Here is a 21956-nt window from a genome sequence, read left to right as displayed (position 1 = left end):
TTGGAGTGATGGGTACCGAATACGCGATCGGCGAACTTCACTCAGGGCGTACGGTCAGCCAGGTTAGAGCGGGCGGGAAGTGTTGCGCCCACCAGTAGATGTCGTGGCCGCCGGCCCACTCGACGTGGCGGACCTTGGCTCCGGCGGCGGTCAGCTTGGTGGCCCAGTCGTCGGCCGCCCACCGGAAACCCGATTCGAGGGTGCCGCCGCCGACGTAGCTCCTGGTCAGGGCGTGCAGCTCGGTCTCCGGGGGGATGCCGGGGCTGAGCCCGAGCGCGCCGGAGAAGACGTCGGGACGCCGCTGGGCGGCGTTGAGGGCCCAGACCGCGCCGCTCGACGCCCCGGCGGTCAGCCAGACGCCCGAGGCGGGGAACCGCTCGTCGGCCCACGGGATCACCTCATCGGTGACGAAGGCCAGGTGGGCGGCGTACCGCTCGGGGTCATGGGCAGGGAGGTACTCCTGCGATCTCGGGTCGCCGTCGCCGGACTCGGCGCAGAAGATCCCCACCACGGCCACCGGCGGGCAGGCGCCCGCCACGATCGCGGCCTCGACGACCGGGGCGAAGGCGGCCAGCATCTGGCCGTCGGCCAGGCACACGGCGGGGATGAGACCGTGGGTTCCGGGCGGTACGTAAAGGGCGATCGTGCGGGGCTCGCCGAGGAAGGTGAGCCGGTGTTCCTCCAGGGAGCCCTGGAGCTCGGAGACCTCGGGCAGCGCCGGAGGCGCCAGCTTCCCGCGCCACTCCCGCTCGGCCACCATCGTGGGGGCGTCGGGGCAGACGTACACGCTGATCACCGACTCGTCGAGGCGGCGGATGCGCAGTGACGCCTCCCAGAGGTCGTCGGCGCCGTCGACCGGCCACATGAGGAACTGCACGCCGCCGGAGATCCGGGGGTACTCGCACGTGCCGCGCCAGACGATGTGGAGCACGTCGTCCTCCGACCAAACCGCCAGGTCGTCGTCGTCGAGCCGGGCGCGGAGAGCGGCGGGGTCGCGCGGGGTCCAGACCCGCCTGATCTCGGCGTCGGGCGGCAGCTTCTCCGACCAGTTCTCGGCCGCTCTGATCTTGTTGGCGGTGACGAGCGACCGCAGGTGCTGGGCGACCGTCTCACGGCCTGCGGCGGCACGCTCATCGTCAGTGACGGAATGGTCGTAGGCGGCCTCTAATTCGCCATCTATTTCATATGTCCATACATCCAGACGATCTGCCACGTTGCGAACGTACACAATGGAGTAATGGACCGCGAGAAAATCTCCCTCGCCGGCGCCCAGGAGACGATGCTCGCCACCCTGTGGAGCCGAGCTCTCGACAGTCGCTCCCCCCGCTCGATTCTGAAGGACGAGGTCGCGCAGCAGGCCGTCGAGCGAATCGACTACGACTTCGCCAAGACCGGCATCACCCCCGTGATGGCGGCCGGGGTCGCCCTTCGGGCGCTGCGCATCGACGAGTGGACCAGGGACTTCCTCCGGCGCCACCCCACCGCGACCGTGCTCCACCTGGCCTGCGGGCTCGACACCCGGGCCCAGCGCATCGACCCCGGCCCCCTGGTGCGCTGGATCGACCTCGACTATCCGGAGGTGCTGGAGCTGCGCGACCGGGTGATCGACCGGCCCGACGGCGACTACCACACCATCGCGTCGTCGGTCACGAGCGAGAAGTGGCTGGGCGCGGTGCCCGACGACCGGCCGACCGCGGTGGTCTTCGAGGGGTTGTCGATGTATCTCCGCGAGGACGACGGCCGCCGGCTGATCGAGCGGCTGACCGGCAGGTTCGCGACGGGCGAGCTCATCTTCGACTGCCAGAACTCGACCGGGATCCGGCTCCAGAAGCTGAACCGGCCGGTCCGGCAGACCGGCGCGACCCTCCATTGGGCCGTCGACGACCCGCGTGTGCTGGAGTCGTGGCATCCCGGGCTGACGCTGCTGGAGGCGCAGCGGGTGGTCGACATGCCGGGCGTCGAGGACTATCCACTGGGCGGGCGGGTGGCGATGTGGATCATGGCGCGTCTGCCGGGGTTCCGGAATATCGGGCAGATCCTGCGCTACTCCTGGAGCTGACCCACGCCGCGAGGGCGAAACAGGCGGCGGTGGCCGCGGTGATGATCCAGAAGTAGCCCGGCGGGTAGAGGCGCAGGGTCGCCACGACGATCACGGCCGACAACACCGACCCTCCCAGGGTCACCCGCCAGGCCGGCCGGACGCCGAGCAGCGCCAGGGCGGCCCAGGCGGCCACCGTCGCGACGGCATAGGCGGTGAGGAGCACCGGCAGGATGCACTCCAGGCCGCCCGAGCAGATGCCCTCCCCGATTCCGCTGAAGGACAGGAACCGGCCGACCGCACCGGTGAGCGGCATGACGGCCGCCCCGACGAGGACGGCGGTGATGACCTGCGCCTGTCGGGAGCGTTTTTTATGCAATTCGACACCCATGTCGCCAATATCCGGTTATTTGTCGTCGGGAGAATGAGTACGCCTACTCAACATGCGCTGTTCCCGCCACTCGTCGGGAATCGCCCACCGCATGGCGCTTGGGTCTCACGGCGCCTCTGATCAGGATGTGAGGCATGACAGCCGTACCGTTCGACCCCGAGCTCGCCGCCGCGCTCGCGGTCATCTCGCAGAACATGCCGTCGTCGCTCACGCCCGAAATGATCCCATTGCTCCGCCAGGGGATGACCGGCTTCACCCCCTCCGAAGACCTCACTCTCGGCGGGATCGTCGACCTCACCGACGTCGACCTCGGCGACGGCGTGTCGGTCGTCGTCTGCCGCCCGGTCGCCGCGCCGACGCCCGCGCCCGCCGTGTACTGGATCCACGGCGGCGGCATGATCATGGGCGACCACCGGGTCGGGCTGGCCGATCCGCTGGCGTGGGCGGTCGAACTCGGCCTGGTCGTCGTCAGCGTCGACTACCGCCTCGCCCCCGAGCACCCCGACCCCGCCCCCGTCGAAGACTGCTACCGCGGCCTCGTCTGGCTCGCCGAGAACGCCGCCGACCTCGGGATCGACCCCGCCAGGATCGTGATCGCGGGCGGCAGCGCCGGCGGCGGCCTGGCGGCGGGCACCGCCCTGCTGGCCCGCGACCGGGGCGGCCCCGCCCTGCTCGGCCAGATGCTCATCTATCCGATGCTCGACGAGCGCAACGACACCGTCTCCAGCCACCAGATGTCCGGGCTCGGCGTCTGGGACCACACCTCCAACGACACCGGCTGGTCGGCCCTCCTCGGCGACCGCCGCGGCGGCCCGGACGTGTCGATCTACGCCTCGCCCTCGCGGGCCACCGACCTGTCGGGCCTGCCGCCCGCGTTCGTCGACGTCGGCTCGGCCGAGACGTTCCGCGACGAGGACGTCGCCTACGCGACCGCCATCTGGCAGTCGGGCGGGCAGGCCGAGCTCCACGTGTGGCCGGGCGCCTTCCACGGGTTCGACGTCATGGTCCCGCAGGCGGCGTTGTCGCAGCGGGCCAAGCACGCCCGGCTCGACTGGCTGCGGCGGCTGCTCGGCCACTGAGCCGCGCGGATTCCGGTCGGCCGCTGAGGGAGACTGAGGAGATGCGGGAGCTCGTCGGAAGATTGGCCGCGCTCGACCCTGACGCCAGCGCCGCCGTGCAGGTCATCGCCTACTTCGACCGGCTCGCCGAAGGGCGGGCGGGGCTGGAGGCGACCGTGCGCGGGGTCGCGGTGCTGGCGGGCTGCGCGGCCCGATTGGTCGACGAGGAGCGCGCCGTCTTCCTGCGGGTCCTGGCCGACGGCCACCGCGATGACCACCCCTCTGAGGAGAACCCCGACTGGCCGCGGGTGCGGTCCGGGGAGGTGGAACTCCTCCTGGAGAAGCCCGGTCCGCCTTCACCCGTCGACCTGATGGTGCTGGAGCGCGGGGTGGCGCTGGCCCGGGACGTGCTCGACCGGACGCGGGGCCGGGCGCCCGACCCCGCCCTCGTCGAGCTGGTCGTGGACGCCTCCGCCGGGGAGAGCGCCCGGTCACACGCGGCCAGGAGGCTGCGCCTCGGGGAGCGGGCCCGCGCCATCGCGCTGCCCGACGGGGTCGTGCTGGTCGAGCCGCACGGGGAGACCCGCCACCCGCTGGGCGAGGTCAGGGCCGGGGTGGGGCCGGTCGTGCCGGTCGGGCGGCTGCCCAGGTCCTACGCCGACGCGAAGGTCGCGCTCCGGTTCGCCGACGACGTGCTCGGGCCACGGGTGGTGCACTACGACGACCTCGGCGGCCTGGCCGCCGTGGCCGCCGCCGTCGGCCCGGCGACGGCGCCCTCGCCCGACGTCGTCACGCTCGGCACGCTGCCCGCCTGGGCGCTGGAGACGCTGCACGCGGTCGTCACGTCGACCAGCCTGCGGACCGCCGCCACCCACCTCACCCTTCACCACTCGACCCTGGTCGACCGGCTCGGGCGGGCCGAGCACCTGCTCGGGTGGGAGGTGCGCGAGCCCGGCGGGCGGTTCCGGCTGCAGCTGGCGTTCGCACTGCGGCGGCTGCACGCCCACCCGGAATAGGCTGTCGCGCGTGGCCACGTTCAGGATCAGTGAGGCCGCGGCGATCCTCGGCGTGAGCGCCGACACCGTACGCCGCTGGGTCGACTCCGGGCGGCTCGCCGCCAGCCGCGACGAGCACGGCCGGCGGCTGATCGACGGGCCCGACCTGGCCGCCTTCGCGCGCACCCAGATCGCCGGGGAGACCGGCGGGGCCACCTCGTCGGCCCGCAACCGGTTCCGGGGCATCGTCACCGAGGTCGTGCGCGACACCGTGATGGCCCAGGTGGAGATCGCCGCCGGGCCGTTCAGGGTGGTGTCGCTGATGAGCCGTCAGGCCGCCGACGAGCTGCGGCTCGAACCGGGTGCGGTCGCGGTCGCGGTGGTCAAGTCGACCAACGTGGTGGTCGAGCTCTCCTAGGCCCGATGGCTGCGATGGGGGTGGCGCGCCAGGCGTACGCCCAGGGCCTCCGAGACCGAGCGGCAGACCCGCAACCCCTCGGCGGCGAGCAGCGCGTTGATGCGGAGGACCTGCCGGGCGGGGGCCGCGAGGGTGAGGCCGCCGCCGCGGCCGCGTAACTGCTCGTCGGCGCGGCAGAGGGTGAGCATGCCGCCGAGATCGCTGAAGGTCAGGCCGGCCGCGGCGACGACGACGCGGCTGACGTTCCGGGCGTGCAGCCCGATCAGGGTGGCCTCGACGACCGGCTGGGTGAACATGTCGAGTTCGCCCACCAGTGACATGATCACGGTGTCTTGGCCGATGTCGGTGATGTCGACCGCCAGGTGCATGTGCGCCCCCTTCGCTCGCTAGTCACCGTCTCAGCACATAGTCACCTTTGCGAGAATCTCTGACCATTAAGGTGGGATCCCAGTCATGCGGACGGCTGTCGGACGTCTAGAACAGGACCGTCGCCAGTTCGCGCCACTGCTCCATCGGCAACTCGCCCGCCGGGGTGCCGAGCACCTGAAGGCACACGTGGTCGGCGCCCGCGTCGCGATGCTGGTTGAGGCGGGCCGCGCACTGCTCGGGCGTGCCCCACACGAACAGGGCGTCGATCAGCCGGTCGCTGCCCCGGCCGCTCACGTCGTCGTCGGCGAAGCCGCCGCGCAGCCAGTTGTTCACGTAGTTCGGCATGGCCAGATAGGGGTGTAGGGCCTCGCGGGCGAGCTGCCGGGCGCGGGCCGGGTCGGTCTCCAGGACGACGCCCTGCTCGGAGGCGACCAGGCGTCCGGGGCCGATCGCCGAGCGGATCGCGGCGGTCTGCTCCGGGGTCACCAGGTAGGGGTGGGCGCCCGCGGCCCGGTTCTTGGCCACCTCCACCATTTTGGGGCCGAGGGCGGCCAGCACCCGGCGGTCGGGGGTCACCCCCTCCTTGTCGAGCTCGTCGAGGTAGGAGGTCATGGCCGTGAGCGGTTTGCGGTAGGCGCCGGGGCGGAAGCGGTCGACCATGCTCTCGTGGCTGACCCCGAGGCCGAGCAGGAAACGGCCGCCGTGGGCGGAGCTGAGGTCGCGGGTGCGTTCGGCGACCTCGCGGGCCGACGTGGACCAGATGTTGGTGATGCCGGTGGCGACGGTGACGTCGGTCGTGGCGGCCAGGATGTTCCCGGCGGTGTCGAGACCGCTGCCGGTCCCGCCGGGGACCCAGAGCGCGCCGTAGCCGAGCTTCTCCAGCTCGGCCGCCGCCTGCTCGACCTCGGCCGGGTTGTCGGTCCGGAACTCCCGGGCCCAAACGCCGTAGGGTTTCATGTCGCCTCTTTCGTGTGTTCGCGCCGGGGTGAACGGCGTTACCTGGTGACGTACCGTGATCAACAGCTGCTTAACCCCGCCTCGGCGCCCTCTTCTGGTCGGTGGACGGATGGCCGGTCATGAATATCGTTGAATCCAAACCCGGCGCTTACCGAACGTGGCGATCGGGTGTGTTTTCCCAGGTGGCGACGGATGAGAATTCGATTTCACCGGTGTTCCGCAAATGGACGCGGCGGTAAACGGATAGGCCATTGTCTAACGGCGTTGGGCGTTACCCTCTAAGTCAAAAGTTCACAGAGTAGAAGAGGTGCCATGGCCCGGCCCAAGGTCCCGCTGATCTCCCGGAGAAAGGTCCTGGAAACGGCGCTGGCGATCGTCGACGAGGAGGGGCTCGACGCTCTCAGCATCCGCCGGCTGGGCGAGGCCCTGAACGTCAACGGGGCATCCCTCTACCACCACTTCCGGAACAAGGACGAGATTCTCGACGGGGTCACGCAGCTCGCGCTGGAAAGCGTCGAGTTCCCGGTTCCCGACCATCCGAGCTGGCGGGTCTGGTTACCGCTGACGGCCTATCGCACCCGCGCCGCCCTGGTGGCCCACCCGGGGCTGATCCCGGTGATGTTGCGGCGGGCCTCGCTGGGCGGCACCCCCGAGGCCGAGGCGCTCGTGGCGCGGTTGCAGCGCGAGGGCGTGCCGCTCGGGATCATCGCGCCGGTGACGGAGAGCCTCGAACTGCTCGCGGTGACCAGCGCCCTGCAGGAGGTCGGGGCCAAGGCTCTGGAGGACGGGCCGGCCGTGTCCCGGCTGGAGGAGGCGCGCGGGGCGCGCGGGGTGTCGCCCGGCGAACTTTTCGAGGTGATGGTGTCCTCGACCATCTCTCTGGTGGAGAGCGCGATCGCGCTGAAGGAGTCGCGCGAGGCGCTGGAGCGGGTGCCGGCCGCGCGGGCGAAAGGCGGCCGCGGGAAGCGGTCCTAATTAGACGTTAGTGCTGGTTGATGCCATAGTTTCGCCCGTGCAGCGAGAATTGTGGTCGAACGACACTGATGTCCTCAAAGCCGTCGAACGCCGGGTTCTCTGGCTCTCCATGGCGATCGTCCACCACGCCAACCGGGTGCGCCCCAACCGCACGGGCCTGAAGGTGGGCGGCCACCAGGCGTCGTCGGCGTCGATGGTCTCGATCATGACCGAGTTGTGGTTCCGCCACCTGAGGCCCGAAGACCGCGTGTCGGTCAAGCCGCACGCCTCGCCGGTCCTGCACGCCGTCAACTACCTGCTGGGCGACCTCGACCGGCGCTACCTCACGACGCTGCGCGAGTTCGGCGGCCTGCAGTCCTACCCCAGCCGCGCCAAGGACCCCGACCAGGTCGACTACTCGACCGGCTCGGTCGGCATCGGCGCCACCGCCCCGATCTGGGGCGCGCTGGCCCGCCGCTACGTCGACTCGATGACGTCGGGCGGCGGCGCGGGCCGCCAGTACTCGCTGGTCGGCGACGCCGAGCTCGACGAGGGAGCGGTCTGGGAGGCGATCGGCGACCCGATGGTGGCGGGCCTGGGGGAGATCGTCTGGATCGTCGACCTCAACCGCCAGTCGCTCGACCGCGTGGTCCCGGCGCTGGGCGCCCCGCGCCTGCAGGGCATGTTCGCCGCGGCGGGCTGGCAGGTCATCACCGTCAAGTACGGCGCCCTGCTGGAGTCGCTGTTCCGGCAGGAGGGCGGCGAGGCGCTGCGCACCCGCATCGACGCCATGCCCAACCCCGAATACCAGCGCCTGCTGCGCTGCACCCCGGACCAGCTCCGCGAGCGGCTGCCCGCCGGCGACCCCGAGATCGACACGCTCCTCAAGACGCTGGACGATGACACGCTCACCCGCGCGGTCAGGAACCTCGGCGGGCACGACTTCCCGGCGCTCAACCAGGCCTTCGCGGCGATCGACGACACCCGGCCGACGGTGATCTTCGCGTACACGATCAAGGGGCACGGCCTCGCGGTCGAGGGGCACCCGCAGAACCACAGCTCCCTGCTGACCGCCGAGCAGCTCGCCGAGCTCGCCGAGCGGGTCGGCGCCGACCCCGGCGACCCGTGGGCGGGCTTCCCCGCCGACTCGCCCGAGGCCCGGTTCTGCGCCGAGGTCGGGGCCGCACTGAAGCGCCCGCCGGTCGCCACGATGACCCCGCCCGAGGTGCCCACCGACTTCGGCCGCATCCCGGCCGGCACCGCGACCACCCAGGCGGCGCTGGGCCGCACCCTGCTCGACCTCACGCGGTCGGCCCCCGAGGCGGCCCGCCGGGTCGTGACGCTCAGCCCCGACGTCAGTTCGTCGACCAACCTCGGCGGCTGGGTCAACAAGGTCGGGGTCTGGTCGGCGACCGAGCAGGTCGACTGGTTCGCCGACGACCCCGAGACGATCCTGCACTGGCGTGAGCGGCCCACCGGCCAGCACATCGAACTCGGCATCGCCGAAACCAACCTCGTCGGGCTGCTGGGCGAGCTCGGCGCGACCTGGTCGCGGTGGGGGCAGCCGCTGCTGCCGATCGGGGTGCTCTACGACCCGTTCGTCCAGCGCGCCCACGAGCCGTGGTCGTTCGGCATCTACGCGGGCGGCCAGTCGATCCTGGTCGGCACCCCGTCGGGGGTCACGCTGGCCCCGGAGGGCGGCGCGCACCAGTCGATCACCACGCCGTCGCTCGGCCTGGAACAGCCGGGGTGCGTCACGTACGAGCCCGCGTTCGCCATCGACGTCGAGTGGACCCTGCTGGCCTCGCTGGCCAGGCTGGGCCGTCCCGACGGCAGGTCGGCCTACCTGCGCCTGTCGACCCGCCCGGTCGACCAGTCGCTGGCCGACGTGCCCGCCGACCCGGCGGTCCGGGAGCGGCGGCGCAGGCAGGCGGTGGCGGGCGCCTACCTGCTGCGCAAGGCCCCTGACGCCCCGGCGGTCACGATCGTGGCGATGGGCGCGACCGTCCCTGAGGCGCTCTCGGCCGCCGAGCGGCTGCAGCGGCTCGGGATCCGCGCCGACGTCGTCTGCGTCACCAGCCCCGGGTTGCTGTTCACCGCCACCCAGGCCAGGGCCGGACGGGAGGACGGCGCGACCTGGGTGCTCGACGCGGCCTTCCCGGCGCACCGCGCCGCGCCGATGGTCACCGTCCTGGACGGGCACCCACACACGCTGGCGTTCCTGGCCGGAATCAACAACGTCAAGGCGCGTCATCTCGGAGTGACCCGATTCGGGCAGTCCGGCGATCTAGAGTCGGTTTACCGGTACCACGGGATCGACGCGGACGCCATCGTTGGGGCTGTCCTGGATGTGTCAGGTTGAGGTGTTCGCAGCTTGGATCGATGTCATAAGCCCTACCATTTCGGACTCGTGACGAGAATTACTCGCTATTTCGTTGTCGCCGCAATGCTGATCACGGCGGGGGCCGTGCTGGCGTCTCCGGCCCAGGCCGAGGCCAAGGCGTTCGTGCCCAAGTCCGTGGCGACGGCGAATCCGCTGTACAAGACGAAGTTCGGCACGGTCAACTGCGGTGCGGGGTCGCCGAGGGCCGGCAGCCGTGCTTCCTATCGCGCCTATCTGATCAAGGTGAACACCTGCCTGGCCACCGCCTGGCGCAAGTCGTTCGCCCAGGCGGGCAAGAAGTTCCGCGCGCCCAAGATGGTCGTGGTCAACACGCGCGGCAACACCTCGTGCGGCAAGTTCCCGGCCCGGTTCGTGGGCTACTACTGCTACAACTCCGAGACGCTCTACATCTACCTGTGGAGCACGCCGGTCAAGAACGGCTACGGGTTGTGGGGCGCGGAGCTGCTCGCGCACGAGTACGGCCACCACATCCAGGGGCTGGCCGGGATCCGGGCCTACTCCCTGCAGGTGCCCGGGAACGAGACCTCGCGCCGCCTCGAACTCCAGGCGCAGTGCTTCGCGGGGGCGTTCCTGCGCAGCGTCAGCGGCTCGGTGCCGGGCATCGCCCAGAACATGGACTACGAGTTCGAGTGGTACCGCAAGAACGGCGGTGACAAGGCGGGCGCGCCGCCGGACCACGGCAACGGCCCGAACAACGCCTACTGGCTGAAGCGGGGCTGGACCACCGCGAGCCCGGGGTCGTGCAACACCTGGGGCGCCCCGCGCTCGCGGGTGGCCTGACGGGAGGCGTGTGAGGGCGGTCCGCCCGCGGGCGGACCGCCCTTTCCCGTTCAGCAGGTACGCAGGGCGTCTTCGACGAAGGTCATCGCCTCGGGGTGGCCGCGGAGCAGGCCGAGGCTGTGGTCGTCGACCGGCAGGATCTTGAGCCGCCCCTTCGTGGCCTGCGGGATCTTCTCGAACAGGGCCGTCGCGTTGGGCCCGAAGGCGGTCTCGGCGACCGTCCACAGGCTCGGGACCGGCTTGTCCTCGGCCAGCGGCGCCACGCCGCCCTCGATGCCGGTCAGCGGCGAGACCGCGATCGCGACGCACATCGGCAGAGAGGTCGCCCGCTGGGCGGCCAGCACCGCGATCGGGCCGCCGTAGGAGCTGCCCAGGGCGGCCAGCCTGGTCGCGCCCTGGTCGTGCAGCCAGGTCAGGGCCGTCTGCAGGTCGGCGGCCAGCTCGCCCACCTCCCCGTCGCCCTCGCTGGAGCCGGTGCCGCGGCGGTCGGGGACGATCACCCGTACGCGCAGCCTCTCGGCGAGCGCCGACATCGCCGGCAACCAGTCGCAGAGCGTGTGGCCGGCCCCGTGGGCGACCGCCATCCCGACCGGGGCGTCGGGCGGCCCCACCACCGCCGCGCCCAGCCGTACACCCGATGCGGCCCGCAGGACCACCCGTTCGGCGCCGGGCGGCACGGTGTCGCACTGGTCGGCGAGCGGGCTGTCGGGCGCGACGCCACACCCGGTGAGCAGGGCGAGCACGATCAGGACGGCGAGTCGGGGCATGAGCCGGAATCCTTCGGTTGGATGATTCATAAACTTGTATCGTTCGTGTTTAGGGCGGTAAGTTGGACGTCATGACGGCACCCAAGAGCCAGACCATCGCGGAGGAGTTGCGCGGGGCGGGACTGCGGGTGACGGCAGCCCGGGTCGCGCTGCTGGAGACCGTGCGGGGTGGCAACCACCTCGGCGTCGAAGACATCGCCTCGGGCGTCCGTGATCGAGTCGGTCACGTCTCCCTCCAAGCCGTATACGAGGCCCTGCACGCGTTGACCGCGGCGGGGCTGGTTCGCCGGATCGAACCGGCCGGGAGCCCGGCCCGGTTCGAGGGACGCGTCGGAGACAACCATCACCACATCGTCTGCCGGTCGTGCGGCGCCGTCGCCGACGTCGACTGCGCCGTGGGTGAGGTGCCGTGTCTGACCGCGTCCGAGACCCACGGTTTCACGATCGACGAGGCCGAGGTCATCTATTGGGGCCGCTGCCCCAGCTGTTCCGCCACTGCGAGCTGAGATAGTCCGGAAGGATTTGGATGTCCGAGAACCACGACGCCATCGTCACCGACGCGAAGGATGAGGGCGCCTGCCCGGTCGCGCACGTGCGCGCGGCCCACCCGACCCAGGGCGGCGGCAACCGCCAGTGGTGGCCGGAGCGGCTCAACCTGAAGATCCTCGCGAAGAACCCGGCCGTCGCGAACCCCCTCGGCGACGACTTCGACTACGCCGCCGCCTTCAACGCCCTCGACCTCGCGGCCGTCAAGCGCGACATCGCCGAGGTGCTGACGACCTCCCAGGACTGGTGGCCCGCCGACTTCGGCAACTACGGCCCCTTCATGGTCCGCATGGCGTGGCACAGCGCGGGCACCTACCGCATCCACGACGGCCGCGGCGGCGCCGGCGCCGGCCAGCAGCGCTTCGCGCCGCTGAACTCCTGGCCCGACAACGGCAACCTCGACAAGGCCCGCCGTCTGCTGTGGCCGGTCAAGAAGAAGTACGGCCAGAGCATCTCCTGGGCCGACCTGCTGATCCTCACCGGCAACGTCGCCCTGGAGACCATGGGCTTCCAGACCTTCGGCTTCGCCGGCGGCCGCGCCGACGTGTGGGAGCCCGAGGAGGACGTCTACTGGGGCCCCGAGTCGGTCTGGCTCGACGACAAGCGCTACACCGGTGACCGCAACCTGGAGAGCCCGCTCGGCGCCGTCCAGATGGGCCTCATCTACGTCAACCCCGAGGGCCCCAACGGCAACCCCGACCCGCTGGCCGCCGCCCGCGACATCCGCGAGACCTTCCGCCGCATGGCCATGAACGACGAGGAGACCGTCGCCCTCATCGCCGGTGGCCACACCTTCGGCAAGACCCACGGCGCGGGCCCGGCCGACCACGTCGGCGCCGACCCCGAGGCCGCCTCGATCGAGGAGCAGGGCCTCGGCTGGCGCAACACGTTCGGCACCGGCAAGGGCGCCGACACGATCACCAGTGGTCTCGAGGGCATCTGGACGACCAAGCCCACCCAGTGGACCAACGACTTCTTCGAGATCCTCTTCGGCTACGAGTGGGAGCTGTTCAAGAGCCCCGCCGGCGCCAACCAGTGGCGTCCGAAGGACGGCGCGGGCCAGGGCACCGTCCCCGACGCCCACGACCCGGCCAAGCGGCACGCCCCGACGATGCTGACGACCGACCTCGCCCTGCGCGTCGACCCGATCTACGAGCAGATCTCCCGTCGCTACCTGGAGAACCCCGCCGAGTTCGCCGACGCCTTCGCCCGCGCCTGGTACAAGCTGACCCACCGCGACATGGGCCCGGTCGTGCGCTACCTCGGCCCCGAGGTCCCCAGCGAGGTGCTCCTCTGGCAGGACCCGCTCCCGGCGCGCACCGGTGACCTGCTCTCCGACGCCGACGTGGCGGACCTGAAGGCCAAGATCCTCGACTCGGGCCTGTCGGTCCCGCAGCTCGTCTCGGCGGCGTGGGCCTCGGCCTCCTCGTTCCGCGGCAGCGACAAGCGCGGCGGCGCCAACGGCGCCCGCATCCGCCTCCAGCCGCAGATCGGCTGGGAGGTCAACGACCCCGACCAGCTCGCCAGCGTGCTCAGCACCCTTGAGGGCATCCAGGCGTCGTTCGGCAAGCCGGTCTCCCTGGCCGACCTGATCGTGCTGGCCGGTTCGGCCGCCGTCGAGCAGGCCGCCCGCGACGCCGGTTACACCGTCGAGGTCCCGTTCACCCCGGGCCGCGTCGACGCGACCCAGGAGCAGACCGACGTCGAGTCGTTCGCCGCCCTGGAGCCGACCGCCGACGGCTTCCGGAACTACTACGGCAAGGGCAACCGCTACCCGGCGGAGTACCTGCTGCTCGACCGCGCCAACCTGCTGACCCTGAGCGCGCCCGAGATGACCGTCCTGGTCGGCGGCCTGCGTGTGCTCGGCGCCAACACGGGCCAGTCGGCGCAGGGCGTCTTCACCACCCGCCCCGGCACCCTGACCAACGACTTCTTCGTCAACCTGCTCGACCTGGGCACGACGTGGAAGTCGACGTCGGAGGACCAGACCACCTTCGAGGGCCGCGACGCCGCGACCGGCGAGGTCAAGTGGACGGGCACCCGCGCCGACCTGGTGTTCGGCTCGAACTCCGAGCTCCGCGCGCTGGCCGAGGTCTACGCGAGCGACGACGCCGGCGAGAAGTTCGTCGCCGACTTCGTGAAGGCCTGGGTCAAGGTCATGAACCTCGACCGGTTCGACCTGGTCTGACCTGACATCTGAAAGGGGCCGGCCCGGGATCCACCCGGGCCGGCCCTTTTCGGCGTGCCGGGGTGTTTTTCAGTCGAGCCAGGTGACGCGGACGACCAGCACCAGTTGGAGTTGGTCGGCGACGATGAAATTCAGGAAGCCCCGGCCGCCGAACAGGTCGAGCGTTCGCAGTCCTCCGCCGTGCAGAGGGCCTCTGCCCGCGGTGGCGGCGTCCCGTCCCAGAATCGCGAGCTGATCGCCCAGCCGTTCGACCTCGGCCAGGACCGGGGCGGGCAGCCCGTGGGCGACGCTTTCCTCGTCGGGATCGTACTCCCAGGTCCAGGCGTCACTCATCGGTGGCGTCACCGCGGGCGGCGTCGGTAATGGCGCGGATCTCGGCCAGCAGGACCGTCACCGTCTGCCGGTCGGTGGCGACGGCCACCTGCCGCTCCAGATCGTGCAGGCGGGCGGCCGTGACGGGGTGGCGGTGGATGGCCACGAACTCGGCCCATTGCCGGAGGAACCCGAGAAGCGGTGCGACCGTGCTCTGCCGCGCGGCCTGCTCCGTCGCCTGATCGAGATGTTCGACGAACTGACCCAGATGAGCGGGGGCGATCTGGGCCACCGCGGCCCGCAGCGCCGCCGTCGTCATCGGCGGCTGAGGGATGAGGGCCTCGTCATCGTGACGCGGAGTGGACATCGGCGACCTCCAACTGGGAACTCATCTCACCGTATCGCCGTCGGCCGACGGTGTTCAGGCACTTGACCGGGCGCCGCCGCCCTCGTAGCGGCGGCGCATGATCGGGCCCGCCGCGAACACGTGGCCAGTCGACCTCGACGCTTCGGGGCTGATCTCACGGCTGGGGATCGGCGTCCGCTAGACCGTGCCCCACACGATCGGGGCGGCCAGCACCTCGGGGAATTTGCGTTCGGCGTATTTCACGTACTCGTCGATGTGGGCGGCCATGGCCTCGGCCGACTTCTCGGGGGAACGGTCGCGGATGGCCTCGTAAATCTTCACGTGGGCGCGGTGGACGGCCGAACGGCGCACTTCCGGATAGTCGATTCCGATGGCGGAACCGTCGAGGATTCCCAGTAGCGCGTCGATCAGGTAGCCGAACATGGTGTTGCCGGAGCCGTGGGCGATGATGTCGTGGAATCGTTTGTTCTCGGCCAGGAACACGCTCTGGTCGGAGAGGCCGGCGCGCATGTCGTCGACGCTCGACTTCAGCGCCGCGAGTTGTTCGTCGGCCATTCTCTCGGCCGCCAGCCGGGCCATCATCGGCTCCAGTGCCGCGCGGGCCTCGGCGACCGTGCGGAAGGGGGCGTTCTCGAACTGCAGGAGCAGGGTCAGCGTGGTGACGAGGCTGGTCGCGTCGGGTTGCTGGACGACCGGGCCGCCGCCGGGGCCGGGCTTGAGCGAAAGCACACCCTGGAGTTCGAGGAAACGCAGCGATTCCCGGAGGGTGCCGCGGCCGACTTCATAGGTGTCGAGCATGGCGCGTTCGGGAGGGAGCCGGTCGCCGATCGTGTTGCCCCGGCGGTTGATGTCCGCCACGATGCGCTGCGCGACCAGCATGGCCGTCTTCTGCGGACGCAGTGACACCTGAGCCATTTCTCATGACCTCCGAGAGCGAAACGCGATGACGCCCTCGCTCGAGGACGGCTTTGGGATTTCCACCCATGAGGGAGACGCCGTCACAACTCGGGCCCCGTTAGTTTCTCACATACGGGATGAGGCGGAGCATCAACCTTTTATCTCGTCCATTTGAGAATGAATCGATGCGCATGATTCGTGGCGGTGCTGCCAGCGCGGGACCGGACGCAGCCGGGTCAGCACCAGCGTGACGGCCACGGCTGCGACCGGGAGGCACATCGCGGTGAGCCAGCTCGTCATGGCCATGTGCCTGACCGTCTCCACCCGGCCGTGGACGAGCACGACCACGGCGAACTGGGCCAGCGCGGCCGCCGGGAGGACCACCGCCAGGCGTCCCGTCGCCTTCTCCGACGGGGTCAGGGAGCGGCGGCGCACCACCAGCCATCCGGCCCCGGCCGTCACGATCCAGAGCACCGGCACCAGCAGCGGGCCCGCGCGGAAGACCTCCCAGATCGCCGAGTAGACGGTGATCCGGTGCTCCTGCCCGCCCTCCGGCTTCCCCGCGCCTTCCGGGTAGGAGCCCAGATAGTTGGGGCGGAGACCGGCGACGCCCTGGAGACCCCATCCGACGGTACGGATCAGGTGCCACGGATGCGTCGCGTAGAACCCGGCGACCCGGAGAGGGGAGGGGTGGGCGGTGCGGTGATACCGGTCGGCGAAGAAGGCCCAGGCCGCGTCGTCGCGCGACAGGCCGGCGGCCGGGGCGAGCGCCGGGTCCAGGCCCAGCGACGCGAGGTCGGCGGCGGCCGTGGGGTCGTCGTGCAGGATGGTCTGGAACACGGCCCTGTGGTCGTCGAACGTGGCCTCGGTGACGACGTGGAAGACGCCGAGACCGGCGATCCAGGTGGCGACCATCAGCGCCACGATCCGGCGGCCCGGCACCCAGAGCAGCGCGAACGCGATCACGGGCACGAACGTCACATACTCCGGCCGCGCCCCGATCACGAGCAGCGCCGGGACCGCCGTCGCCACCACCCTCGGCGCCGTCGGCCGCTCCCACACCGACAGCAGCGCCACGACGAGGAACCCGGCAGCCACGAGCGCGGTCGGTTCGGCGTGGGGGGAGATGAGGTACCCGGCGAACGCGGCGTCGGCGTACAGGAGCCCGACCGCCGAGGCGAACCCCACCCGGACCAGCGGCCGCCCCGGCACGACGGCGACGAGCAGCCCGCAGACCACCCCGACGAGCAGCCCGAACACGACCCCGAGCGCCCGCAGGTCGAGCGCCCCCGGGTAGCCGAGCAGCGGCGTCAGCCACTTCCCGGCCGCCTGCGCGAACAGGGCGGTCGAGAACTCGGGCGGGCAGCTCTCACCCGTCCACGTGTGCGCGATCCAGGTCGGCTGTACGTGCTCCCACCCGGCCAGCGCGGGGTTGCGGAAGTTGGCCAGGCCGAGCCGGCAGGGCAGGTTCTCACCGAACCCGGCAAGCCCGACATGTCCCCCGAGAAACAGCCGAACCTGCATGACCGCCGCCCACACGACCCCGACCACCACGGCCACCTGCGGGTGCCGCCGAACCCCGGCCCGTCGGGTTCGTGGAAGAGCCTCCGAGCCGGCCCGAGTTCGACCGCCGCCCCGACGTGCCAGCAGCGAGGACAACCGCCGCTTCCGCGCCCTGCCGCCCGGACGTCTCCAGCGCCGCAGCAGCCGGGTCAGCCCGCGTCTCCGTGGTTCGGCGGTTTCGGGGTAGCGGTCGCCCCATGCCACCGGGCCGCCCGTGTCCTGCTGGTCGAGGGTCATGCGGCCATTCCCTCGCGGAGGGTGCCGACCGTGATGTGGTGGCGTTCCTGGCCCACCCAGCACGACCGGTCCGGGCCGAGGCGGATGCGCAGGCCGCGTAGCCGTCCGGCGAACATCGCCGCGTTGGCGCGGCAGCGGTTTCTGGTCAGGCCCTGTGGTTCGACCCACTCCCACTCGTGGGGGAGGGAGCACTGGACGTCGCGGCCGTCGAGGTTGCAGCGGCGGATGGCCGCCGACTCCGGGCGGTTCATGATGCCGCGCAGGGGGGCCGTCAGGACCGGGCCGCCGTTCGGGTGGGTCGTCGGGACCAGCAGGTCGCAGCGGAGGGTGCGGTCGCCGGCGGCCCACTCGTCGGGGGTGGGGACCTTGCCCCAGACCGAGACGCCCCACTGGGCGTCGTGCGGGCCGGCGGCCAGGTAGGGGCGGATCGGGCGGTAGTCGCAACCGGCCGTGACCATCGGGACCAGCAGCTCGTGCGGGGGGCGGATCGGGGTGTCGGCCATCGGGCCGGACAACCGGGTGACCAGGTAGGTCTCGGTCTGGTGCGGCTGGGTGCACGGAACGGGTGGCCGGACGTCGCTCAGGGCGTACAGCTCCTCGGGCTGGGACATCACGTGGCAGCTGCCGACGGGCATGGCCGCGCTCGGGTGTGTGGTCGCCGGGGCGGCGCACGCCGTCGCGACCAGCAGCACGGTGAATCTGCCCCAGAGAAACACGGTCTTGCCCACGGGACCTCCTGGGGGGCGTCAGGGAAAACTCGCGGCACCGTAACAAGCCGACCAGTCCGGGGGCGCGGAGGACGCGCGGTGACTGACCCTGCCGAGTGAGCCCTCACGCGCGGCTGAGGTGGCCGGACCGGCGCGAGGGCTAGGTTGCAGGTCGTTCTAGAGGGGGGAACATGGCCGTTCGGGTAGGCCTTTCGGGGGTGCTGGGGGCGCTGCTCCTGGCGGTGCTGCTGATCGACGACCGGATGCGGGGCTGGGAGGCGGTGCTCGCCTCTCACGTGGTCGCGGCGGTGGCGCGGACCGAGACGGCGGTCAACTCGGTGCTGGCGGTCATGTCGTTCAACGAGGAGACCGGTGACGCGGTCGGGTTGCGGATCTCGCCCGAGTGCACGTCCGGGTTCCTGATCGTGCCGCTGCTCGGGGTCACGATCCTGATCCTCTGGTTGTCGCGGCGGACGAGCGTCTGGCCGCTGGTCGCGCTGGCCGTCGCCGTCGTCCTGCTGTTCGCCACCAACCAGGTGCGCATCCTCGCCCTCGTGGTGCTGATCAAGGGGCTGGGCTTCGACCCCGGCTACTACTGGGGACACACCATGGTCGGCTCGATGATCAGCGTGTTCGGCATCGGGGCGGCGCTGGTGGCGTACGTGCTGCTGACGATGCGGGGGGTGCGGCGCTGATGGGCTACCTGCTCGGGCTGACCCAGGCGTTCGCGCTGTTCCTCAGCGTCACCTTCCTCACCTACGTCCTGACGATCGTCCGGCCCTATCTGCGGCAGCGGCCCGACCCGGCGGGCAACCCGGCCGCGTTCGAGTGGCACCTGTTCATCCCGTGCCGCGACGAGGCCGCCGTCATCGGGCCGACCCTGCGCTACCTGCGCGAACGGTTCTCCCACGTCAACGTGTGGGTGGTGGACGACGCCTCCGACGACGACACGGCCCGCATCGTCGAGGAGATCGCCCGGGACGACGCCCGGATCCACCTGGTGTCGCGAAAGCGCCCGGAGGCGCGGACCGGGAAGGGCGACGCCCTGAACGCCGCCTACCACGCGCTCGACGACTTCCTCCCGCCGGACGCCGACCGCACCCGGCACGTGGTCTGCGTACTGGACGCCGACGGGCGGCCCGCCCCGAACATGCTGAGCGTGTGCGCGGGCGAGAAGTTGTTCGCCGACCCGGCGATCGGGGCCGTCCAGATCGACGTGTGGATGATCAACCGCGACGACCGGAACCCGTGCCCGGAGCGCGGCCGGTTCCGGAACGCGTTCGGGCGGCTGCTGGTCCGGATGCAGGACCTGGAGTTCCGCGGCCCGATCTCGGCCATCCAGCTCGGCCGGCGGCGCAGCGGAACGGTCGCGATGGGCGGCAACGGCCAGCTCACGCGGCTGAGCGCGCTCGACAAGGTCGCCGGTGCGGGAAGACGACCGTGGGGCGGCTCACTGCTGGAGGACTTCGAGCTCGGCGTGCAGCTCCTGCTGGCGGGGGAGCGCAACGAGTACACCCCCGACACATGGGTCGAGCAGGAGGGCCTCTGGTCGTTCCGGCGGCTCATCACCCAGCGCACCCGCTGGGGGCAGGGCACCATGCAGTGCGCCAAGTACCTGCCGCGGATCTGGCGGTCGGCCCGGTTCAGCAGCCTCGGCGCGCTCGAAGTGCTCTATTACCTGGCGCAGCCGTGGATGCAGCTCCTCGGCACGCTCGTCTACCCGATCCCGATGATCTATCTGGCCGGCCGGGTGATCGCCGACCCGGCCAGGATGACGTGGTGGCTGGTCGAGGGCGGCTGGATCCTTTTCGCCATCTACGGCACGTTCGGCATTCTGCCGTTCCTCATCTGGGGGCCGCTCTACTGGTGGCGCTGCGAACCCCGGGTCGGGCTGGGCAGAAGCCTGCTCTACGGGATCGCTTACGCGTTCTACATTTACAACTTCTATCTGACGTCCTGGCGCGCGTTCTGGCGGATCATTCGCGGCCGGAGCGGCTGGGCGAAAACCCGGAGAAACGCCGAGGCCCATGTCGCGGGCACACCGGTGGCCCGGGAGATGTGAATCCCGGGCCGTTTCGGCGGCTATCGCACCTTGTGCATTCTGAACAACAAAGCGCCGCCCACGATCAGGACGGCCGCCAGCACGATCAGCACGGCCAGGGGAATTCCGGTGAACGGCAGAACGGCCAACGGGACGCCGGTCTGCCAGCGGGGGCCGTGCCCCCAGGATCCGTACACGATGACACCTCAGTTCTCGGAGTGGATGAGTTCGGCGCACGCCCTGGCCACGCGGGCGGCGGCGTGGCCGTCGCCGTAGTGGCAGGGGGCGACGTGCCTGACCCGGCCGGCCACGGCCGACTGGAGGAACAGGCCGGCGGTCTTGGTGACCAGTTCTTCGTCGGTGCCGACCAGGTGGGCCCCGCCGTCGTCGAGGGCCTCGACGCGTTCGGTGGAGTCGCGCATGACCAGCACCGGCAGGCCGAGCGCGGCGGCCTCCTCCTGGACGCCGCCCGAGTCGGTGATCGCCAGCGCGCTGACGGCCAGCAACCGGGCGAACTCCCGGTAGGGCATCGGCGGCACGCACCGGATGTTGGCCCGGGGGCGCACCACCTGGTCGAACACCTGGCGTACCGCCGGGTTGAGATGGGTGGCGACGACGAAGTCGACGCCGGGATGGGCGGCGGCGAGCCGGTCGGCGACGCGGGCGACGCGCCGCATGGGCTCGCCCCACGACTCGCGCCGGTGCGCGGTGATCACCACCACCGGCCGGTCCCGGGGCGCGGGCCGGTCGGCCAGCACGGCGGCCAGCGCGTCGACCACCGTGTTCCCCGTGACCAGCACCCGATCGGCCGGGATGCGCTCGGCGAGCAGGTTCGCGCGGGCCGAGGCGGTCGGCGCGAGGTGCAGGTCGGCCAGCGGCGCGATCAACCGCCGGTTGGCCTCCTCGGGGAACGGGGTGAGGCGGTGGCTGCGCAGCCCCGCCTCGACGTGGGCGATCGGGACGCGCCGCAGGTAGGCCGCCAGCGCGCCGCCGAACGCCGACGTCGTGTCTCCCTGGACGACCACGAGATCGGGCCTGAGCCGCGCGAACACCTCGTCGAGCCCGAGCACGACCTCGGCGGTCAGCACGGGCAGCGTGGCCGCTTCGCGGCGCAGCTCGTGGGACACTCCGGCCCCGAACAGCGCGAGCACCTCGCCCACCACCGCGCCGTCGTGCTGCCCGGTGTGCACGACGTCGACCCCGGCGAAGGCCCGCAGTTCCGGGATGACCGGCCCGAGCTTGATCGCCTCGGGCCGGGTGCCGACGACCACGCAGACCCGGCTCACCAGCCGCTCCCGGTGCGCGCGTCGCCGAGCACGACCGCGATGGCGTGGGCCCGGTCACGTGCGCCGATCTTGCGCAGGATCGACTTGACGTGGGTCTTCACGGTCTCGTGGGCGATGCAGAGCCGTCCGGCGATGGCCCGGTTGTCAAGGCCCAGGATGATCTCCTCCAGCACTTCGTGCTCGCGCGGGCTGAGACCGAAGCGGGTGCGGTGGCCCCCGCGCCCGGCGGCCGACCGCCCGAGCCGGTCGTCGACGATGACCTGGCCCTCGACCACCCGCTCCAGGTGGAACAGCAGGTCCTCCAGCGGCGAGGACTTCAGCAGGTACGCGTGCGCCCCCGCGTCGAGCGCCGCGCGCGCCAGGTTCACGTCGTCGACCGAGGTGAGCACCACCGGCATCACGCCGGGATGCTCCAGGCCGATCCAGCGGCACAGTTCCAGGCCGCAGTCGTCGCCGATCCGCGCCTCGCAGATCACGATTTCCGGCATAAGCCGAGAAATTATTCGACGGCCTTCCGCCCCGGTCATTGCGGAGGCGGCGACCGTGAATGCGGGGGCCTGCCGGAGAAACGCACGCAATGCGAGATGCGCGAGCGGGCCTTCGTCGACGACGACGATCTGGCACGTTTCCCGGCGGACGGCTCCGCGTGTCCCCATTTCGGCTCCTGTTCTTCGACGCTCA

Annotated in this window: 24 protein-coding genes; 11 read left to right on the top strand and 13 right to left on the bottom strand. The window is 71.2% G+C overall.

Annotated features, from left to right (window positions below; translation table 11 throughout):
• Positions 1-37 precede the first annotated feature (37 nt).
• Positions 38-1213, bottom strand: a complete 1176-nt coding sequence (locus QSK34_RS19710; protein WP_285585706.1) for an alpha/beta hydrolase — start codon at positions 1211-1213, stop codon at positions 38-40.
• A 24-nt stretch (positions 1214-1237) separates the two neighbouring features.
• On the opposite strand from QSK34_RS19710, the gene QSK34_RS19705 reads away from it, so the two are divergent.
• Positions 1238-2059, top strand: a complete 822-nt coding sequence (locus tag QSK34_RS19705; protein ID WP_285585705.1) for a class I SAM-dependent methyltransferase — start codon at positions 1238-1240, stop codon at positions 2057-2059.
• Here QSK34_RS19705 and QSK34_RS19700 read toward each other — a convergent pair.
• Positions 1998-2429 (bottom strand): hypothetical protein, encoded by a 432-nt coding sequence (locus tag QSK34_RS19700; RefSeq protein ID WP_285585704.1) that lies wholly within the window; start codon positions 2427-2429, stop codon positions 1998-2000. The two genes, QSK34_RS19705 and QSK34_RS19700, sit on opposite strands and share 62 nt — an antisense overlap.
• A gap of 134 nt (positions 2430-2563) precedes the next feature.
• Here QSK34_RS19700 and QSK34_RS19695 point away from each other — a divergent pair, with 134 nt between their 5' ends.
• Genes QSK34_RS19695 through QSK34_RS19685 form a run of 3 tightly spaced genes read left to right on the top strand, consistent with a single transcriptional unit; the run spans position 2564 to position 4900 of the window.
• Complete coding sequence (locus tag QSK34_RS19695) at positions 2564-3508, top strand: alpha/beta hydrolase (RefSeq protein WP_285585702.1); 945 nt, start codon at positions 2564-2566, stop codon at positions 3506-3508.
• Between the two features lie 41 nt (positions 3509-3549).
• Positions 3550-4503: a helix-turn-helix domain-containing protein gene (locus QSK34_RS19690; protein ID WP_285585701.1), complete on the top strand. Its 954-nt coding sequence runs from the start codon at positions 3550-3552 to the stop codon at positions 4501-4503.
• A gap of 10 nt (positions 4504-4513) precedes the next feature.
• Positions 4514-4900 (top strand): TOBE domain-containing protein, encoded by a 387-nt coding sequence (locus tag QSK34_RS19685; RefSeq protein WP_030451747.1) that lies wholly within the window; start codon positions 4514-4516, stop codon positions 4898-4900.
• Here QSK34_RS19685 and QSK34_RS19680 read toward each other — a convergent pair.
• Both QSK34_RS19680 and QSK34_RS19675 read right to left on the bottom strand, forming a co-directional pair.
• Positions 4897-5268, bottom strand: coding sequence for an STAS domain-containing protein (locus QSK34_RS19680; RefSeq protein WP_285585700.1), 372 nt, complete (start codon positions 5266-5268; stop codon positions 4897-4899). The genes QSK34_RS19685 and QSK34_RS19680 overlap by 4 nt on opposite strands.
• 106 nt (positions 5269-5374) lie before the next feature.
• Positions 5375-6226: an LLM class F420-dependent oxidoreductase gene (locus QSK34_RS19675; protein ID WP_285585699.1), complete on the bottom strand. Its 852-nt coding sequence runs from the start codon at positions 6224-6226 to the stop codon at positions 5375-5377.
• Between the two features lie 312 nt (positions 6227-6538).
• On the opposite strand from QSK34_RS19675, the gene QSK34_RS19670 reads away from it, so the two are divergent.
• From QSK34_RS19670 to QSK34_RS19660, 3 genes are all read left to right on the top strand, one after another.
• Entirely contained in the window at positions 6539-7201 is a 663-nt protein-coding gene (locus tag QSK34_RS19670) for a TetR/AcrR family transcriptional regulator (protein ID WP_161482358.1), read from the top strand.
• A gap of 37 nt (positions 7202-7238) precedes the next feature.
• A complete protein-coding gene (locus QSK34_RS19665; RefSeq protein WP_285585697.1) occupies positions 7239-9542 on the top strand; it encodes a transketolase-like TK C-terminal-containing protein in 2304 nt (767 codons plus the stop codon).
• An 84-nt stretch (positions 9543-9626) separates the two neighbouring features.
• Positions 9627-10364 carry a neutral zinc metallopeptidase gene (locus QSK34_RS19660; protein ID WP_285585696.1) on the top strand — a complete coding sequence of 246 codons (738 nt, stop codon included), beginning with the start codon at positions 9627-9629 and terminating at the stop codon, positions 10362-10364.
• A gap of 50 nt (positions 10365-10414) precedes the next feature.
• On the opposite strand, the gene QSK34_RS19655 is transcribed toward QSK34_RS19660, so the two are convergent.
• A complete protein-coding gene (locus QSK34_RS19655) occupies positions 10415-11131 on the bottom strand; it encodes an alpha/beta hydrolase family protein (RefSeq protein WP_285585694.1) in 717 nt (238 codons plus the stop codon).
• Positions 11132-11202: 71 nt separating this feature from the next.
• Between QSK34_RS19655 and QSK34_RS19650 the strand changes: the two genes are divergently transcribed.
• Together QSK34_RS19650 and katG are read left to right on the top strand one after the other, a co-directional pair.
• Positions 11203-11637, top strand: coding sequence for a Fur family transcriptional regulator (locus tag QSK34_RS19650; RefSeq protein ID WP_030451740.1), 435 nt, complete (start codon positions 11203-11205; stop codon positions 11635-11637).
• A 20-nt stretch (positions 11638-11657) separates the two neighbouring features.
• A complete protein-coding gene (gene katG, locus QSK34_RS19645; RefSeq protein ID WP_285585693.1) occupies positions 11658-13865 on the top strand; it encodes a catalase/peroxidase HPI in 2208 nt (735 codons plus the stop codon).
• A gap of 69 nt (positions 13866-13934) precedes the next feature.
• Here the strand turns inward: katG and QSK34_RS19640 are convergent, their stop codons facing one another.
• The 5 genes from QSK34_RS19640 to QSK34_RS19620 all read right to left on the bottom strand — a co-directional run bounded on the left by QSK34_RS19640 (position 13935) and on the right by QSK34_RS19620 (position 17969).
• On the bottom strand, positions 13935-14198 hold the full coding sequence (locus QSK34_RS19640) for a hypothetical protein (RefSeq protein WP_285585691.1): 264 nt from the start codon (positions 14196-14198) through the stop codon (positions 13935-13937).
• Positions 14191-14544 carry a DUF6247 family protein gene (locus QSK34_RS19635; RefSeq protein WP_285585689.1) on the bottom strand — a complete coding sequence of 118 codons (354 nt, stop codon included), beginning with the start codon at positions 14542-14544 and terminating at the stop codon, positions 14191-14193. Before QSK34_RS19635 ends, QSK34_RS19640 begins: the two co-directional genes overlap by 8 nt.
• 177 nt (positions 14545-14721) lie before the next feature.
• The gene (locus QSK34_RS19630; RefSeq protein WP_030451737.1) at positions 14722-15459 is read right to left on the bottom strand and encodes a FadR/GntR family transcriptional regulator; all 738 of its coding nucleotides are present in this window, start codon (positions 15457-15459) and stop codon (positions 14722-14724) included.
• Positions 15460-15591: 132 nt separating this feature from the next.
• Positions 15592-17241: a glycan biosynthesis hexose transferase WsfD gene (gene wsfD / locus QSK34_RS19625; protein ID WP_285585688.1), complete on the bottom strand. Its 1650-nt coding sequence runs from the start codon at positions 17239-17241 to the stop codon at positions 15592-15594.
• Positions 17238-17969, bottom strand: a complete 732-nt coding sequence (locus tag QSK34_RS19620) for a septum formation family protein (protein ID WP_285585687.1) — start codon at positions 17967-17969, stop codon at positions 17238-17240. Before QSK34_RS19620 ends, wsfD begins: the two co-directional genes overlap by 4 nt.
• Before the next feature lie 170 nt (positions 17970-18139).
• Between QSK34_RS19620 and QSK34_RS19615 the strand changes: the two genes are divergently transcribed.
• Complete coding sequence (locus tag QSK34_RS19615; RefSeq protein ID WP_285585686.1) at positions 18140-18643, top strand: archaeosortase/exosortase family protein; 504 nt, start codon at positions 18140-18142, stop codon at positions 18641-18643.
• Complete coding sequence (locus QSK34_RS19610; protein WP_285585684.1) at positions 18643-20010, top strand: XrtP-associated glycosyltransferase; 1368 nt, start codon at positions 18643-18645, stop codon at positions 20008-20010. Before QSK34_RS19615 ends, QSK34_RS19610 begins: the two co-directional genes overlap by 1 nt.
• A gap of 20 nt (positions 20011-20030) precedes the next feature.
• On the opposite strand, the gene QSK34_RS19605 is transcribed toward QSK34_RS19610, so the two are convergent.
• From QSK34_RS19605 to QSK34_RS19595, 3 genes are read right to left on the bottom strand one after another with little or no spacing between them, the layout of a single operon-like run.
• Positions 20031-20186: a hypothetical protein gene (locus tag QSK34_RS19605; protein ID WP_285585683.1), complete on the bottom strand. Its 156-nt coding sequence runs from the start codon at positions 20184-20186 to the stop codon at positions 20031-20033.
• 9 nt (positions 20187-20195) lie between these two features.
• Positions 20196-21275, bottom strand: a complete 1080-nt coding sequence (wecB, locus tag QSK34_RS19600) for a non-hydrolyzing UDP-N-acetylglucosamine 2-epimerase (RefSeq protein ID WP_285585682.1) — start codon at positions 21273-21275, stop codon at positions 20196-20198.
• A complete protein-coding gene (locus QSK34_RS19595; protein WP_285585681.1) occupies positions 21272-21931 on the bottom strand; it encodes a LuxR C-terminal-related transcriptional regulator in 660 nt (219 codons plus the stop codon). The genes wecB and QSK34_RS19595 overlap by 4 nt, the downstream gene beginning before the upstream one ends.
• Positions 21932-21956 lie beyond the last annotated feature (25 nt).

Origin of the sequence: Herbidospora sp. NBRC 101105 (assembly GCF_030269205.1) — a bacterium.
In the GTDB taxonomy this organism is placed as follows: domain Bacteria; phylum Actinomycetota; class Actinomycetes; order Streptosporangiales; family Streptosporangiaceae; genus Herbidospora; species Herbidospora solisilvae.
Note: the sequence above shows the minus strand (reverse complement) of the source record. Positions and strands in the feature narration are given on the sequence as shown.

Excerpts from the sequence above, each read along its gene's own strand:
- QSK34_RS19705 (WP_285585705.1), top strand. The coding sequence starts at position 1,238 with ATGGACCGCGAGAAAATCTCCCTCGCCGGCGCCCAGGAGACGATGCTC.
- QSK34_RS19700 (WP_285585704.1), bottom strand. The coding sequence starts at position 2,429 with ATGGGTGTCGAATTGCATAAAAAACGCTCCCGACAGGCGCAGGTCATC.
- QSK34_RS19695 (WP_285585702.1), top strand. The coding sequence starts at position 2,564 with ATGACAGCCGTACCGTTCGACCCCGAGCTCGCCGCCGCGCTCGCGGTC.
- QSK34_RS19690 (WP_285585701.1), top strand. The coding sequence starts at position 3,550 with ATGCGGGAGCTCGTCGGAAGATTGGCCGCGCTCGACCCTGACGCCAGC.
- QSK34_RS19680 (WP_285585700.1), bottom strand. The coding sequence starts at position 5,268 with ATGCACCTGGCGGTCGACATCACCGACATCGGCCAAGACACCGTGATC.
- QSK34_RS19675 (WP_285585699.1), bottom strand. The coding sequence starts at position 6,226 with ATGAAACCCTACGGCGTTTGGGCCCGGGAGTTCCGGACCGACAACCCG.
- QSK34_RS19670 (WP_161482358.1), top strand. The coding sequence starts at position 6,539 with ATGGCCCGGCCCAAGGTCCCGCTGATCTCCCGGAGAAAGGTCCTGGAA.
- QSK34_RS19660 (WP_285585696.1), top strand. The coding sequence starts at position 9,627 with ATGCTGATCACGGCGGGGGCCGTGCTGGCGTCTCCGGCCCAGGCCGAG.
- QSK34_RS19655 (WP_285585694.1), bottom strand. The coding sequence starts at position 11,131 with ATGCCCCGACTCGCCGTCCTGATCGTGCTCGCCCTGCTCACCGGGTGT.
- QSK34_RS19650 (WP_030451740.1), top strand. The coding sequence starts at position 11,203 with ATGACGGCACCCAAGAGCCAGACCATCGCGGAGGAGTTGCGCGGGGCG.
- katG (WP_285585693.1), top strand. The coding sequence starts at position 11,658 with ATGTCCGAGAACCACGACGCCATCGTCACCGACGCGAAGGATGAGGGC.
- QSK34_RS19640 (WP_285585691.1), bottom strand. The coding sequence starts at position 14,198 with ATGAGTGACGCCTGGACCTGGGAGTACGATCCCGACGAGGAAAGCGTC.
- QSK34_RS19635 (WP_285585689.1), bottom strand. The coding sequence starts at position 14,544 with ATGTCCACTCCGCGTCACGATGACGAGGCCCTCATCCCTCAGCCGCCG.
- QSK34_RS19630 (WP_030451737.1), bottom strand. The coding sequence starts at position 15,459 with ATGGCTCAGGTGTCACTGCGTCCGCAGAAGACGGCCATGCTGGTCGCG.
- wsfD (WP_285585688.1), bottom strand. The coding sequence starts at position 17,241 with ATGACCCTCGACCAGCAGGACACGGGCGGCCCGGTGGCATGGGGCGAC.
- QSK34_RS19615 (WP_285585686.1), top strand. The coding sequence starts at position 18,140 with ATGGCCGTTCGGGTAGGCCTTTCGGGGGTGCTGGGGGCGCTGCTCCTG.
- QSK34_RS19610 (WP_285585684.1), top strand. The coding sequence starts at position 18,643 with ATGGGCTACCTGCTCGGGCTGACCCAGGCGTTCGCGCTGTTCCTCAGC.
- QSK34_RS19595 (WP_285585681.1), bottom strand. The coding sequence starts at position 21,931 with ATGGGGACACGCGGAGCCGTCCGCCGGGAAACGTGCCAGATCGTCGTC.